Below are 15,178 nucleotides of genomic sequence, written 5' to 3'. Positions count from 1 at the left end.
GGCCGCGGAGTGGCCGTAATGGCTACCAAATCACAGCCAACCAGCGATGAGCTGCTGGCGCGTGTTCTTTCCTCGCTGAATGACGACAAGGCTGAAGACGTCGTGCAGATCGACCTGCGCGGCAAAACGGCTATTGGCGATCACATGGTTATTGCCTCGGGCCGCTCGACCCGTCAGGTGGCGTCTATGGCTGAAAAGCTGGCTGACCGGCTGAAGCAGGAATACGGCATGGTCTGCAAGGTCGAAGGCAAAGACACCGGCGACTGGGTGCTGATCGATACCGGCGATATTATCGTCCATCTGTTCCGCCCGGAAGTGCGCGAATTCTATCAGCTCGAAAAAATGTGGCTGCCTGCGGGCACGTCACCCGCCCAGAGCGAGAACTGATCCCAGACCGGATCCGGTTCCATCAGATCGGCCCGTGCAGAGCGCAGCATGCGCCTGGCGCGGGCCTGTATCGAAAGTGTCCTCATGAAAGTTCATTTCTGTGTGGTCGGGCGCCTACGGGCCAGCCCGGAAAAGCAGCTGATCGACGACTATATTGAGCGCTTCGACCGCAGCGGTCGGGCGCTTGGTCTTGGGCCCTGTCGCATTACCGAAGTCGAGGACAAGAAAAACGCAGGCATGGCCGCCGAGGCGGAACTGCTGCGCAAGGCAATCCCCAAGGGGGCTGTCATCTGCACATTGGACGAACGCGGCAAATTGCTGAGTTCACCTGATTTCTCAAAACGTCTTGCCGATTGGCGCGATACCGGTCGCCAGGATGTTGCCTTTGTGATCGGGGGTGCGGATGGGATTGATCCCAGCCTGCGCGCTGAGGCGGATTTCTCGATCTCTTTGGGAAAGATGGTCTGGCCGCATATGCTGGTGCGGGTGCTTCTGGCGGAACAGATCTACCGCGCCGCGACCATACTAGCAGGCAGCCCGTATCACCGGGTCTAACCTCTGCGCCCCTCCCCGCAAGTCACGCCATTGCTGGCGTCAGCAGGAGGAGCAGGCAAGTGGCAGCACATAGGTTGCTTCGGACCAGCCATCTACATTGCACCGGGCTTGGATCAGAACGGTGTCTATTCCCTTCGGTATTGTCACACCAGCCAATGATCTGGTGAAGGGCTGTTCGTTCACGTGCGGATGGGCCAGCTCGCGCAGGCCCAGCACTTTGCCGTCTGTGTCCAGCACACGCCAGCCATCTGCATAGTGATCCCAGCCGCTGTCCGGATGGGTTAGCGTGACACTTATGCGCCAGCTGTTGCCGGTCTGCTGCGCGGTCGCGTCGCTTATATGGGGATCATCGGCCAGCGCCACCGCAGGCAGCCAAATCAGAGAGAGAAGAGTGATGCATCGGATCATGGCCTGAGTATAGGCGTGAAGCGCATACCGTCGCTGTCACATCTGCGTGTTGCCCCGGTCGGCGCCTGCGGTGACGTCTGGCACAGGTGGGGTCGTATTCGCGGGCACACGCTGCAAAATGCTGCGTGATTGTGAAGCAAACTCGCGGCGGTAGAGCACGGCAAAGGTCACCAGGGCGGCTGCAATCAGCGCCCAGGACCCGATCAGCCAAGCCACGGCGGCAAGGGCGAAATAGGTCGATCGCATGGCGCGGTTGAAACTACGTGCCGCGGTGATGCTGAGATCCGCAGCCTGACTGGCACGGGGGTAGGCTTGCGCGTCTGCGTCAGTGTTGGGCACCGCCGCCATCAGTACAAAACAGTAACCGAACAAACGGTGCGCCCAGACATATTTCAGAAACGCGTTCGACAGCAGCAATAGCACCATCAGGATTTTGACATCCCAGACAAAGGCTGGCGCGCTCTCCAGACTCAGATCTTGTGCGACGCCGGCCAATTGATCTGTATTGCCAATCAGCGCAAGCCCGCCGCCAATTGCGATCATTGAGGCGGAGGCAAAGAACGCACTGCCTTGCCGCAGATTTGAGATCAGCTGCGCGTCAAAGATCCTCGGCTCGCGTTGCACCATCTGAATCATCCAGGCATGCCGGAACTCAGCCATCAGGCCAGAGACTGACGGATACTCTGCCTTGGCATTTTCGATGCGCCATCCAATGCCAAGCCAGCACAGGATCAAAAACACGCAAGCTGCCAGATCAGCAGGTGAAAACAGGGTGATACGGTCGAGCAGGGTCATGTGCTGACCCTAGCTGTGGAACTGCGGACTTGCCAGTTGTGAAAATTGGTAATATTAGTTTACCAAATCATGCATCCACAGGAGAGCCCCATGGAGATGCCCATCCCAGATCAGACAGTGTTGTCACAGAAGACGGAGTTGGCATTGCGGCTTGCGGCGGTCTTGCCGGATGATGCGCTGGTTCAGGACCCGGCGGAGACCCGCGCCTATGAATGCGATGCGCTGACGGCATATAAATGTCCGCCGATGCTGGTTGTCCTGCCGCGCACGACCAAGGAAGTCTCCGATGTGCTGCGAATCTGCCATGCGGCTGGTGTTCCGGTGGTGCCGCGCGGCGCGGGCACGTCACTTGCCGGTGGCGCTCTGCCGACAGCTGATTGCGTGATCCTTGGTGTCGCGCGGATGAATGCTGTGCTGGAGACGGATTACGACAACCGCATTATCCGGGTGCAGACCGGGCGCACCAATCTGAGCGTATCAGGCGCGGTGGAGGAGGAAGAGTTTTTCTATGCGCCGGATCCATCGTCGCAGTTGGCTTGTGCGATTGCGGGCAATATCGCGATGAACTCCGGCGGTGCCCATTGTCTGAAATATGGCGTCACCACCAACAACCTGATGGGGGTGACCATGGTGATGATGGATGGCACCGTGGTGGAAATCGGCGGCGCCCATCTGGATGCTGGTGGGCTGGATCTGCTGGGTGTGATCTGTGGCAGTGAGGGACAGCTGGGGGTGGTGACCGAAGCCACCCTGCGCATTTTGCGCAAACCCGAAGGTGCGCGTCCGGTGCTGATTGGCTATGACAGCAACGAAGTAGCCGGTGCCTGCGTCAGCGACATCATCAAGGCAGGCGTGTTGCCGGTCGCGATTGAGTTCATGGACCGACCTTGCATTGAGGCCTGTGAAGCCTTTGCCAAGGCGGGTTATCCGATGTGCGAAGCCTTGCTGATCGTCGAAGTCGAAGGCAGCGATGCGGAAATCGATCACCAGTTGCGGCTGATCACTGAAATCGCCCGCTCCCACAATCCGGTGGAACTGCGCGAGGCCCGCGACAGCGATGAGGCTGCCCGCATCTGGTTGGGCCGGAAATCGGCCTTTGGTGCGATGGGGCAGATCAATGACTACATGTGTCTGGACGGCACAATTCCGGTCACATCGCTGCCCCATGTGCTGCGCCGCATCGGAGAGATGAGCAAGGAATTTGGTCTGGATGTCGCCAATGTGTTTCACGCGGGCGATGGCAATATGCATCCTTTGATCCTGTTTGATGCCAACAAACCCGGCGATCTGGAAACCTGCGAGGCCTTCGGCGCTGAAATCCTGAAACTCTGTGTGGAGGTCGGTGGCTGCCTGACGGGGGAACATGGTGTCGGGATCGAAAAGCGTGATTTGATGCTGGATCAATATGGCGTTGCGGATATCGAGGCACAGCTGCGGGTGAAGGATGTGTTCGACCCGAAGTGGCTGCTGAACCCGGCCAAGGTCTTCCCCCTCTCGACCACGCAAAGCCGCCGAACCCCGGCAGTGACACCCCTGTAACAGTGGCCATATGGCAGACCCTGTGCGGGTCTGCAGCGGGGGCTTTGCCCCCACGACCCCCAGAGTATTTCGGAAAGGTGAAAGCATGACACCTCAGAGTGAGGCCGAGCTGGCCCAGATCATAGCAGGGGCAACAGCGCCTCTGGCTGTCAGCGGCGGTGGCACCCGCGGTCTGTCGACGGGCGGTGAGACGCTCAGTGTGGCGGGTCTCAACGGCGTCACACTTTATGAGCCCGGGGCCCTGACACTGGTTGTGCAGGCAGGCACATCGGTGGAGGAGGTGCAGGCGCTGTTGGCGGGGGAAAATCAGCGGCTGGCCTTTGAGCCGATGGATCATCGCGGGTTGCTTGGAACCAAAGGAACGCCGACGATAGGCGGGGTGTTTGCGGCCAATGTCTCTGGCCCCCGACGTATCCAATGCGGCGCGGCACGGGATTTCCTGCTGGGGGTGCGCTTTGTCGACGGGCGTGGCGAGGTGCTGAGCAATGGCGGCCGGGTGATGAAGAACGTGACCGGTTACGACCTCGTGAAGCTGATGGCGGGTTCTCATGGCACCCTGGGGGTATTGAGCGAGGTGTCGCTGAAGGTTCTGCCGTGTTCGGAGGCCTGCGCGACGGTGACAGTGCATGTGGCTGATCTGACGTCGGCGGTCGCCGCGATGTCGACGGCGCTCGGCTCGCCCTATGATGTGACCGGCGCGGCCTATGATCCGGCTACAGCTATGGTTCATATTCGGGTTGAGGGGTTTGAGGCCTCCGTCACCTATCGCGCGGAGGCTCTCAAAATGGCGCTTGGTAAATTTGGAGAGGTGAGCCTTGCCCTTGGTGCCGGGGATGCATTGTGGGAAGGGATCCGCGATGTCGCGGCGTTTCATGACCGACCGGGGGATGTCTGGCGAATCTCGGTCAAGCCGTCGGATGCAGTTGCACTGGCGCCTGCGCTGGAGGCGGAGGGTTTGCTGTTCGACTGGGGCGGAGGGCTGATCTGGGCGCTGGTTCCGGCAGGGAGGGATCTGCGGTCCCGGTTGACGGTGCCGGGTTACGCGACTTTGGTGCGCGCCAGCGCGCAGACACGGGCGGAGCTAGGCCAGTTCCAGCCGCAACCGGGGCCACTCGCCGCGATATCGGGGGGGCTGCGACGCCAATTTGACCCGCGTGGCATTCTTAATCCGGGACTGATGGGGTAGACGATGCAGACGACATTCAGTGAAAAGCAGCTGCGCGATCCGGGTACCCAGCGCGCAAATGAAATCCTCAGGTCCTGTGTGCATTGCGGCTTCTGCACGGCGACCTGCCCGACATATCAGGTGCTGGGCGATGAGTTGGACAGCCCACGCGGCCGCATCTACCTGATCAAGGATATGCTGGAAAACGAACGGGTGCCGGATGCCAAAACCGTCAAGCATATTGACCGCTGCCTCAGCTGTCTGGCCTGCATGACCACCTGCCCGTCTGGGGTGCATTACATGCACCTTGTGGATCATGCGCGCGCCTATATCGACAAACACTATAACCGGCCTTGGAGTGATCGTGCCCTGCGCTGGCTTCTGGCGCGGATCCTTCCGTATCCGGGGCGGTTTCGTCTTGCTTTGATCGGGGCCAAGCTGACACAGCCCTTTAAAAGGCTGGTACCTGATGCCCGTTTGCGTGCCATGCTGGATATGGTGCCGAGGCATATCCCACCGGTGAGCCGCAATGATGACCCGCAAAGCTTTGCCGCCAAAGCACCGCGCAGAAAACGCGTTGCCCTGATGACAGGCTGTGCGCAAAAGGCACTCAACACCGATATCAATGACGCCACCATCCGTCTGCTGACCCGGCTGGGGTGTGAGGTGGTTGTCGCCGCGGGGGCGGGCTGCTGCGGCGCGCTGACCCATCACATGGGGCGCGAGGAAGAAAGCCACGCGACCGCTGCGAAGAACATCCGCGCCTGGACCGATGAAATTGACGGGCAGGGGCTGGACGCCATTGTTGTCAACACCTCGGGCTGCGGCACAACAGTCAAGGACTATGGCCATATGTTCCGCAATGACGCACTGGCGGAGGATGCGGCGCGGGTCTCTGCCCTTGCTATGGATATCTCTGAGTTATTGATGCAACTGGACCTGCCCGAGGGTGCGCATAAGGAAACAACGGTGGCCTATCACGCGGCCTGTTCCCTGCAGCATGGGCAGCAGATCAAGACATACCCGAAGACGCTCCTGAAGCGCGCGGGCTTTACGGTGGTAGAGCCCGCTGACAGTCACCTCTGCTGCGGCTCGGCCGGGACCTATAATCTGCTGCAGCCGGAAATTTCGGCTGAGTTGAAGGCACGCAAGGTAAAGACACTGGAAGCCAAGCACCCGGATCTGATCGCCGCGGGCAATATTGGCTGTATGATGCAGATCGGCTCCGCTACGGATATCCCGATCCTGCATACGGTGGAGTTGTTGGATTGGGCAACCGGAGGTCCGAAACCACGGGCGCTGGCGGCGGGTGGGCCGGGTGCAGATCCCCGCGCGGGAGAGATCCCGATCCTGAGATGATGCTGATCGGCAAGAAGTCGCTGCCAACCACCCACAGGCCGGGTGCATTCCGGATCCTGCTGCCGTAATTTTGCCCCAAGCAAAGCATACCCTGAAACGGGAGCGATTGGGACATGGGGCTGGCAAGGCGATGAGCGTAAAGAAACCGATCCGGCAGCGGACGCTGTCACTGGCGGCAGCGCTGCTCTCTGTCGGACTGGCCTGTGTTGCAGCGCCGAAAGGTGCGAGCGCTGATGACAGCCGCCTGCAACGGCTGGAAACCACAGAGGCTGGGCGCGATTGGCAGGCGGTCGGTCGGCTTGACGTTAACGGAGAAGGCTTTTGTACCGGCGCATTGATTGCGCCTGATCTGGTGCTGACAGCGGCGCATTGTCTTTATGACCGCGACAGCCGTACCCGGATCGCACCGCAGACCATCGAATTTCTTGCGGGATGGCGCAACGGGCGCGCCTCGGCCTATCGCAGCATCCGCCAGGCGGTCATCCATCCCAGCTATATCTACGATGGCAAAGTATCGACAGACCGGGTGCGCAACGATATCGCACTGCTGCAGTTGCAACGGCCCATTCGCAATACCACTGTGACACCCTTTGAAACCGACCAACGTCCGCAAAAAGGCGCGCGGATTGGTGTGGTGTCCTATGCACACGACCGCTCGGAGGCTCCGTCGCTGCAGGATGTCTGTGCAGTGATGGCCCGGCAGGAGGGCGTGTTGGTGATGTCCTGCGATGTGGACTATGGCTCTTCCGGGGCGCCGGTGTTTTCCTTTGACGCAGGGCGCCCCAAGATCGTGTCGGTGGTCTCTGCCAAGGCGGAGGTCTCCGGTCAGCAGGTCGCGCTTGGGTCTGCTCTGGCAGAGGAATTGGCGCTGTTGCGTGCGCAGCTCACCGGCAGCCGGATCGGCGGCCAAATGCCCCCCGGAGTTGGTCGCGTGAAAGTGGGTGAACGTCGGAGCAATTCCGGCGCAAAGTTCATCAGCCAATGAGACTTTGCGCGCTTGTCCTGACTGTAGTGACGGCGTTCTATGCGACTGTGGCAGCGGCACAGGAGGCCGGGTTACGTCGTCTAACCGACCGCGATGACCTTCTGGGTTGGGAGGCGGTCGGGCGGCTGGAGCTGAACGGGCAGGGGTTTTGCACCGGAACGCTGATTGCCCCGGATCTGGTGTTGACTGCGGCGCATTGTGTCTATGGTCAGGGCCATACCCTGCGCCCGGCTGACCAGATCACTTTTCGCGCGGGCCTGCGTGACGGGGTGGCAATTGCCGAGCGCCGGGCACTGCAGATTGCAGCGCATCCCGGGTTTCGACCGGGCGGGCGGCTTGATCTTGAGAACATCCGCCACGATGTCGCATTGATCCGTCTGGCGGCCCCTGTGACCAGCGGATCGGCGAATGCCTTCGCGCTGCATTCCGGTCAGAACTATGGCAGCGATATATCGGTGACGTCCTACGGGATGGGCCGTGCCGAGGCTTTGTCGCGCCAGCGCCATTGCAATCTGATGGCTGAGCGCGCGGATGTGATGATGATCGACTGCAACGTCACTTTCGGCTCCTCCGGTGCACCAGTGTTCTCGCAGGTGGGGGGACGCGGGCGTATTCTGGCGCTGATTTCCGGCGGTGGCCTATACGGTGGAAAGCAGGTGGCCTTTGGCATGAAACTGCCGCAGAGGGTGGCCGAGCTGAAAGCACAGCTGCGCCGCAATCCAGTGGCGGCACCGGATCGGCGCATTAAGCGTATCCGCGTGGGCAGCGGTACGTCGGCAGGCGGCGCGAAATTTGTCCGCCCCGGCGGCTAAGCCACCTCTTGAACCGGCAGTTTCAATCCTTATCTCAATTCTGTTCGGGTCGCCGATGATCGGGATCCGACAGTCCAAACGCCTGTCCCTGATGGGAGGGCACGTAGAAATCGCTCACGAATGAGGATGACACATGCGTAGTTTTGATTTTGCACCGCTGCACCGGGCCACCATTGGCTTTGACCAGATTGCCGACCTGATGGATCGCGCCCTGAGCTCTGACGTCGCGCAGCCGAGCTACCCCCCTTACAACATCGAAAAAACCGCCGCAGATGCCTATCGTATCTCGATTGCCGTTGCTGGCTTCTCCGAGGCTGATCTGGGTGTCGAGGTGAAGGAAAACGCGCTGGTCGTTTCGGCGAAGAAGTCCGAAGACGACAGCGACCGCACTTACCTGCATCGCGGCATCGCCACCCGCGCGTTTGAGCGTCGGTTCACTTTGGCCGATCATGTGCGCGTCACCGGTGCAAGCCACTCCGACGGCATGCTGCACATTGATCTGCAGCGCGAGGTGCCCGAGGCACTGAAACCGCGCCGGATTGAAATCTCAACCGGCAAGGCGCCGGAACTGGACGCCAAGACCGTCAACTGATGCTGCGCTGATCTTCCTGATCTGACAGCTTTGAACGCAGCAGCCCCCCGATGCTATCGGGGGGCTGTTTTGATATATGCCTGGCACTCTGAGTGGATGAGATCAGTTGACTGTCGGCGTGTTCATCTGACCGATGGAAAAGAACATCGTCTCGCCGGAGGCATCATCGATCCCATCATTGTCGGTTATGATGAAACCTTCTCCCTCGGCGGTGATAGCCAGCCCTTCGACCTTATCCAGAACATAGCCGCCGGTCGCTTTCAGATCCGACAGCAGATCGCGCACCAGCTCCTTGTTGACCACCGGGAGTGGCCCGCCGAGCGGCGCTGGTGTCATCTCAGCGAGGGAAACGCGGTAGACCTTTTTGGTCACAGCGCGGAAGTCATGCTGGTTGTCGCGCTCAATGACATAGACATAGTCGCCATGGGCCACGATCTCTGACAGGCCGACCCAACCGGTGTCGGGCTCTGCCTTGGGATAGTGAACCGCGCCCCATTCCTTGGTTTCCAAGTTGTAGGACACCAGTTTGACGTGGTTCTTCGGGTCGTCTTTCCATTCGCGCTGAACGGCCATCCAGAGCGTGTCGCCCACTTTGGTGATGCCTTCAAAGCCAAAGCGGCGCTCGACGGCCATCAGCTCGGCTGGCAGACCGATTTCGCCCTTTTTGGCTTTGATCAGCCCATCTTTGTTGACGTGGTAGATCGCATGGGGAACGAGCCGGTCTCTGCGCCCTTCAGAGGCGACGTAAAACCCACCTTTGCCGTCCAGTGTGATGCCTTCCAGATCCAGTTTCTGGGCCGGGTTGCCGTCCTGCCGATGGATGCGGATCACGTCGACGATACGCGCAGGTGTCTGACTGGGGTCAATCTTGAAGATCGAGGGCTGGAAGCCGTAGAAGCTGTCGTTGACCGCATAGATCATACCGTCAGCATCTGCGACCATCCCGGAGAGCGCGCCCCAGCCGATCAGCTCATCCGCGTCGGCAGAAGTCAAATGCGGATAGGTCGGTGCACCGTTCTGCAATTCATACATCATGACATGGGCGCGTGGGCCTTTGTCTTCGATCAGATCCTTCTCATTGGCCGAGACCAGCAGACTGCGTTCCGGGATGACAGCGTATCCTTCTGGCCCAACGCCAGAGGGCAGCAGTTGGGTTAGAACCGGATTGGTGGGGTCTGTAACATCATAGACCCCCACCACTGATGCGCGTTCTGCACCAACGAACACATAGGGCGTGCCGTCAAATTCAGCGAAGGTCACGCTTTCGGGTTCGACGCCTTTGGAATCAGAGCGTTTGTCCGGGTAGTGGCCGATCTGCACGATGGCATGTTCAAAGGAGGTGCCGCTGTCATAAACGACGGTGCCGTCTTTGTTATAGATCGTCCAGCCGCGAGAGCCGCCGTTGTAATCGCCTTCGTTTGCAGTGGCGAAGTGGTTGTCGTCAATCCAAGTGACGGCGTCAGGCTCACGCAGGCGGCCCTTTTGGCTTTCGGTGAAGATCAATGCGCCGCGTTCGTCCGTGGCGTCGATACCTTCAAGATCAACCGCCCCCGCCGAGAAGTGGTTCTGGACCTTGCCATCCTTGGACAGGATCACAAGATGGTTGTTTTCCTGAAGAGTAACAACCGTCTCCCCAAGCCCATTGATGGAGACATACTCCGGCTCGGGATCGTCGCTGGCAATCTCCGCCAGGCCTGTAAGGCCGATTACCTTCATAGAGGCACAATCTAAGCCGCCGTTTGCGGTGTTGATCATCACCAGATTGCCAGCGGGCATTTGCGGCATCAGACCATCGTTCAGATCTTCGTCACGTTCGTTTTCAATCGCAACGGCGAGGAAGGCCCCGTCCTTGGACTTGGCAACAGAATCCGGCTGACCGCCCAGATCGCAAGAGCCGGTCTCGGCGCCAGTGCTGATGTCAAAGGCTTTCAACAGACCGGAGGGCTGTGTGTAGCTCTTGGATGTGTTCACACCGACATAGGCCGTGGTGCCAACAACAGCAACGGAGGTCGGCTCACCCGGCAGCGCGATATTTCCCTTGGGGGCCGGGTTCGCAGGATCGGTGATGTCGATCAGGCCCAGAGCCTCCAGCGGGCTGTCGGTATAGACCAGCGTCATGCCGTCCGCAGTCGCGTCGATGATTTCGGGAGAACTTTCGCGTGTGATGTCTTCACCTGCGGCCATGTTCTGGACCACGGGAAAGGACGCGATACGATTAAATGAAGTGTCTGCCTGCGCGATACCAGCGGTGAGCGCGAGGGCAGAGGTCAGGCACAAAAGGCGCGTGGACATCGGCAGCTCCAATATGGATGAATTGACTGCCTTGCTCCTGACGGGTCTGCATCAAGGTTTTGTGACGCTTTGATGTAGTTTTAATGATGTGGTGGCTGCGGCAGGGAAACCCGCCACAGCCCTTTATCCAGCCTCATACAGACATGCAGATGTATTTCATCTCAAGGTAGTCTTCGATGCCATGGTGGCTGCCTTCACGGCCCAACCCCGACTGCTTTACCCCACCAAATGGGGCTAGCTCGGTTGAGATGATGCCGGTGTTGACCCCGACAATACCGTATTCCAGCGCCTCGGCCACTTTGTAGACCCGGCTCAGATCCTTGGCGTAGAAATAGGAGGCCAGGCCAAAGATCGTGTCATTGGCCATTTCGATCACATCGTCTTCGGTATCAAACTTGAACAGCGGTGCCATCGGGCCAAAGGTCTCATCCTGAGAGAATACCATGTCCTGCGTGGCACCTGTGATGATGGTGGGCTCAAAGAATGTGCCGCCCAGCTCCGATGGATTGCCGCCCAGGATCACTTCGGCGCCTTTTTCTTTTGCATCGGCGATGTGGGATTTGACCTTTTCCACCGCTTTCTCGTTGATCAGCGGGCCAAACTGCACGCCCTCAACCAACCCGTCGCCAACCGTCATCTTGGCGACGGCCTCTTTCAGTTTTTCTGCAAAGGCATCGTAAACACCTGCCTGGACATAGATCCGATTAGCGCAGACGCAGGTCTGGCCGTTATTGCGGAACTTGCACATGATCGCGCCTTCGACTGCGGCGTCGAGGTCGGCATCATCAAACACGATGAACGGCGCGTTGCCGCCGAGTTCCATCGAACATTTCATCACGGTGTCGGCCGCCTGTCGCATCAGGATGCGCCCCACTTCGGTAGATCCGGTAAAGGTCAGCTTGCGCACGGCGTTGTTCTCGCAGAACTCTTTGCCTGTTTCCGAGGCATTGGAAGAGGTCACGACGTTGAAGACGCCCGCCGGAATGCCCGCACGGTCTGCCAGCACGGCCAACGCGGTCGCCGACAGCGGCGTTAATTCGGCAGGCCGCGCAACAAAGGCACAGCCCGCCGCCAGCGCCGGGCCCGCCTTGCGGGTGATCATCGCATTGGGGAAATTCCACGGTGTGATCGAGGCGGCCACACCGATCGGCTGTTTCAGCACCGTGATGCGCTTGTCGCGCTGATGGCCGGGAATGGTCTCGCCATAGATACGTTTGGCTTCTTCTGCAAAGAACTCAATGAAGGACGCGCCATAACCGATCTCACCGCGCGACTCGGCGAGGGGCTTGCCCATCTCGGCGGTCAGGATCACAGCCAGATCCTCTTGGTTCTCCATCATCAGATCAAACCATTTGCGCAGAACATTTGCACGTTCTTTGCCGGTCCATTTGGCCCAATCCTTCTGAGCGACTTCTGCCTGCGCGATGGCGCCGGCCACTTGCGACCGGCTGACATCCGCCACATTGGCAATCACATCGCCACGTGCCGGGTTTTTCACCTCGAATGTGCCGTCCGCGCCATCGACAAACGCCCCGCCGATATAGGCGCGGGGTTCCAGCAGGCTGGGATCGGTGAGCAGTGATTTCAGGTCAGTGGTTGCGTCGAGCATTGCGGGCCTCCCGTATATCATTTGCGAAATGCAAATCAGCTGTGACTTGATATGTCCAGAAAGATAGGTGAGTCCAGAATTTGATCAAATGTAGGGGCAAGGCGGGCACCACATCGACGTTCTGCAGGGACCGGGTCATTTGACATGTGCTGTGCCAGACTGTCAGGTAGCGGTAACAAGAAGAACAGGGAGATTGGGCATGGAGCTCGACGACGCGTATTCAAATGGCGCCTATATCGAAAATGCTGACAGCTATCCGCCGCGCTGGGCGGCCTCTGCCGAGGATTTTCGCAACGCGATGCGTGACCGGTCCCGGCTGGATGTGCCCTACGGCGAGGGGGCCAGGCACCGCTATGATCTGTTTTTTCCCGAAGATGCTGCCAAGGGGCTGATGATCTTTGTCCATGGCGGTTATTGGATGGCGTTCGATAAATCCAGTTGGTCGCATCTTGCTGTGGGGGCGTTGGCGCACGGCTATGCGGTCGCCATGCCCTCCTATGATCTTTGCCCAGAGGTACGGATTGCTGATATCACCCAACAGATCGCCTCAGCTGTCACCGCCATCGCTGCCGAGGTGGAGGGACCGATTTCGCTGGCGGGCCATTCCGCAGGCGGGCATCTGGTGGCGCGCATGTTGGACCGGGATCTTTTGCCGGAGGAGGTGGGTGAACGGATTGCGGCGGTGGTGCCGATCTCACCGCTTGCGGATCTGCGGCCTCTGCTGCGCACCACGATGAACACCAAGTTCAAGCTGGACGCAGCAAGCGCCGCCGCAGAAAGCCCAATTGACATGGAACATCGCTATCCGGCGGATGTCACAGTCTGGGTGGGCGGTGACGAGCGCCCGGCCTTTCTGGATCAGGCCGTCTGGCTGGCCGAAGCCTGGGAGGTGGATCACGTCATTGCGTTCGGCAAACATCATTTCAACGTGATCGAACCCTTGGCCGATCCCGAAAGCGATCTGGTCGCGGTCTTGGTCAAATAACCCGACCCTTCAGAAAAAAACGCACAACGCCGCAGAAATCTGCGGCGTTTGTCGTTTTTTGACCCTCTTGCGGGGATTCAGACTTGTCAGCATTGCAGCTCTGCCGCAATCTCTGCGCCGAGGGCCAGGCGATGGCGTCGCCGCATGGAGTTCATGCTGCCCTAACTCTCAAACCGTCCTGAACGCCGGGACCTTTCTTGTAAGATGGAAGGGTCGACTATGACTTCACGTCCTGAAATGTATCGTTTTCACAATGGTGAAAAGGCGCCGCTGCAATTTGCGGTCTCCGAATATGAGGCGCGGATCGCAGGCCTGCGCAAAATCATGGCAGAGACCGGCGTAACCGCCGCTGTCTTCACTTCGATGCACAATATCTCCTACTATTCGGGCTTTACCTACTGCGCTTTCGGTCGCCCCTATGGCATGGTGGTCACCGCTTCCGAGGCTGTGACCATTTCCGCCGGGATCGACGCAGGCCAGCCCTGGCGCCGGTCGTTCTGCGACAACATTACCTATACCGACTGGCAGCGTGACAACTTCTGGCGTGCGATCAAATCGGTTTCAGGCGATGGCGCGGTTGTCGGCTACGAGAGCGATCACCTGACCTTGCTGCAGAAGGCAAAACTGGAACACTTCCTGACCCCGTCGCAGCTGGTTGATCTGTATGAGCCGACCATGCGCCAGCGCATGGGCAAATCTGCTGCAGAGCTCGATATGATCCGCGCCGGTGCCGCAGTGGCAGACGTCGGCGGCTTTGCGATCCGGGACGCGGTAAAGGAAGGCGCGCGTGAGATTGATGTGGCGATGGCAGGTCGCGATGCGATGGAGCTGGAAATCGCCAAACGTTTCCCGGATGCGGAATACCGCGACAGCTGGGTCTGGTTCCAGTCCGGCATCAACACCGATGGGGCTCATAACCCGGTGACAGCCCGCACCCTGCAGCGTGGCGATATCCTGTCGCTGAACACCTTCCCGATGATCTCCGGCTATTACACTGCGCTGGAACGCACCATGTTCGTCAAGGAAGTGGACGCCGATAGTCTGCGCATCTGGGAGGCCAATGTTGCAGCCCATGAGCTGGGCATCTCGCTGCTGAAACCGGGCGCAAGTTGTGCGGAGATCACCCATCAGATCAATGCCTTCTTTGAAGAGCAGGACCTGCTGCAATACCGCACTTTCGGCTATGGCCATTCATTTGGCGTGCTGTCGCATTATTATGGTCGTGAGGCGGGGCTTGAACTGCGCGAGGACATCGACACGGTGTTGGAGCCGGGGATGGTGATCTCGATGGAGCCGATGCTGACCATCGCCGATGGCCAGCCCGGCGCAGGTGGGTACCGCGAGCATGACATTCTGATTATCCATGAGGATGACAATGAGAACATCACCAAATACCCCTACGGGCCGGAGTTTAACGTCGTCGGCTAAAGGTCTCTATTTGGCGCTATGATCAGCGGCAGGCGGGAGGCTCCCGCCTGCTCTTTGCCTCCCTGGGGGAGGCTGTCCCGGTTGGGCATGGCACCGTGCAATGCACGGTGCTTTCGTTTTTCGCCGAGAGATGTATCTGTCGCCGCGTGATCTGATCGGCAAGCGGTGGTCAGGCCGCGATACCGCCGCCGGGCCCATGTGGCAGGTCGCAAAGATTGCACCGGCGCCCTGGTTGGGGCATATGTGCGCAAAGGCGACACCTTGATC

The 15,178-nt window shown here is 59.5% G+C and carries 14 protein-coding genes; 10 read left to right on the top strand and 4 right to left on the bottom strand.

Translation table 11 applies throughout. The features are described from left to right. The first annotated feature begins 18 nt into the window (after positions 1–18). Both rsfS and rlmH read left to right on the top strand, forming a co-directional pair. Entirely contained in the window at positions 19–387 is a 369-nt protein-coding gene (gene rsfS / locus J4721_RS11055; RefSeq protein ID WP_014875857.1) for a ribosome silencing factor, read from the top strand. Between the two features lie 84 nt (positions 388–471). Further along, positions 472–942, top strand: coding sequence for a 23S rRNA (pseudouridine(1915)-N(3))-methyltransferase RlmH (gene rlmH, locus J4721_RS11050; RefSeq protein WP_027248645.1), 471 nt, complete (start codon positions 472–474; stop codon positions 940–942). 39 nt (positions 943–981) lie between these two features. Here rlmH and J4721_RS11045 read toward each other — a convergent pair whose 3' ends face one another. Beyond that, complete coding sequence (locus J4721_RS11045; protein ID WP_014875855.1) at positions 982–1,350, bottom strand: hypothetical protein; 369 nt, start codon at positions 1,348–1,350, stop codon at positions 982–984. 36 nt (positions 1,351–1,386) lie between these two features. Further along, on the bottom strand, positions 1,387–2,145 hold the full coding sequence (locus J4721_RS11040) for a DUF599 domain-containing protein (RefSeq protein WP_014881128.1): 759 nt from the start codon (positions 2,143–2,145) through the stop codon (positions 1,387–1,389). Positions 2,146–2,235: 90 nt separating this feature from the next. Here J4721_RS11040 and J4721_RS11035 point away from each other — a divergent pair, with 90 nt between their 5' ends. From J4721_RS11035 to J4721_RS11010, 6 genes are all read left to right on the top strand, one after another. Continuing rightward, positions 2,236–3,684, top strand: a complete 1,449-nt coding sequence (locus J4721_RS11035; protein WP_014881127.1) for an FAD-linked oxidase C-terminal domain-containing protein — start codon at positions 2,236–2,238, stop codon at positions 3,682–3,684. 85 nt (positions 3,685–3,769) lie between these two features. Then, positions 3,770–4,870 carry an FAD-binding protein gene (locus J4721_RS11030; RefSeq protein ID WP_102873535.1) on the top strand — a complete coding sequence of 367 codons (1,101 nt, stop codon included), beginning with the start codon at positions 3,770–3,772 and terminating at the stop codon, positions 4,868–4,870. 3 nt (positions 4,871–4,873) lie between these two features. After that, entirely contained in the window at positions 4,874–6,208 is a 1,335-nt protein-coding gene (gene glcF, locus J4721_RS11025) for a glycolate oxidase subunit GlcF (protein ID WP_102859283.1), read from the top strand. A 130-nt stretch (positions 6,209–6,338) separates the two neighbouring features. Then, positions 6,339–7,193 carry a serine protease gene (locus J4721_RS11020; RefSeq protein WP_102873537.1) on the top strand — a complete coding sequence of 285 codons (855 nt, stop codon included), beginning with the start codon at positions 6,339–6,341 and terminating at the stop codon, positions 7,191–7,193. After that, positions 7,190–8,005, top strand: a complete 816-nt coding sequence (locus J4721_RS11015; RefSeq protein ID WP_102855427.1) for a serine protease — start codon at positions 7,190–7,192, stop codon at positions 8,003–8,005. Before J4721_RS11020 ends, J4721_RS11015 begins: the two co-directional genes overlap by 4 nt. Before the next feature lie 133 nt (positions 8,006–8,138). Continuing rightward, positions 8,139–8,597, top strand: coding sequence for an Hsp20 family protein (locus tag J4721_RS11010; RefSeq protein ID WP_014875848.1), 459 nt, complete (start codon positions 8,139–8,141; stop codon positions 8,595–8,597). Between the two features lie 102 nt (positions 8,598–8,699). Here the strand turns inward: J4721_RS11010 and J4721_RS11005 are convergent, their stop codons facing one another. Then, positions 8,700–10,889: an esterase-like activity of phytase family protein gene (locus J4721_RS11005; protein ID WP_211002691.1), complete on the bottom strand. Its 2,190-nt coding sequence runs from the start codon at positions 10,887–10,889 to the stop codon at positions 8,700–8,702. Between the two features lie 133 nt (positions 10,890–11,022). Continuing rightward, positions 11,023–12,498 (bottom strand): NAD-dependent succinate-semialdehyde dehydrogenase, encoded by a 1,476-nt coding sequence (locus J4721_RS11000; RefSeq protein ID WP_211002690.1) that lies wholly within the window; start codon positions 12,496–12,498, stop codon positions 11,023–11,025. Positions 12,499–12,697: 199 nt separating this feature from the next. On the opposite strand from J4721_RS11000, the gene J4721_RS10995 reads away from it, so the two are divergent. After that, on the top strand, positions 12,698–13,483 hold the full coding sequence (locus J4721_RS10995; protein ID WP_211002689.1) for an alpha/beta hydrolase: 786 nt from the start codon (positions 12,698–12,700) through the stop codon (positions 13,481–13,483). Positions 13,484–13,702: 219 nt separating this feature from the next. Beyond that, on the top strand, positions 13,703–14,911 hold the full coding sequence (locus J4721_RS10990; RefSeq protein WP_076617326.1) for an aminopeptidase P family protein: 1,209 nt from the start codon (positions 13,703–13,705) through the stop codon (positions 14,909–14,911). Positions 14,912–15,178: the final 267 nt, after the last annotated feature.

The organism is Phaeobacter sp. HS011, assembly GCF_018101215.1.
Taxonomy (GTDB): domain Bacteria; phylum Pseudomonadota; class Alphaproteobacteria; order Rhodobacterales; family Rhodobacteraceae; genus Phaeobacter; species Phaeobacter inhibens.
The sequence above is the reverse complement of the archived record's forward strand: the minus strand, read 5'-3'. Positions and strand labels throughout refer to the sequence as shown.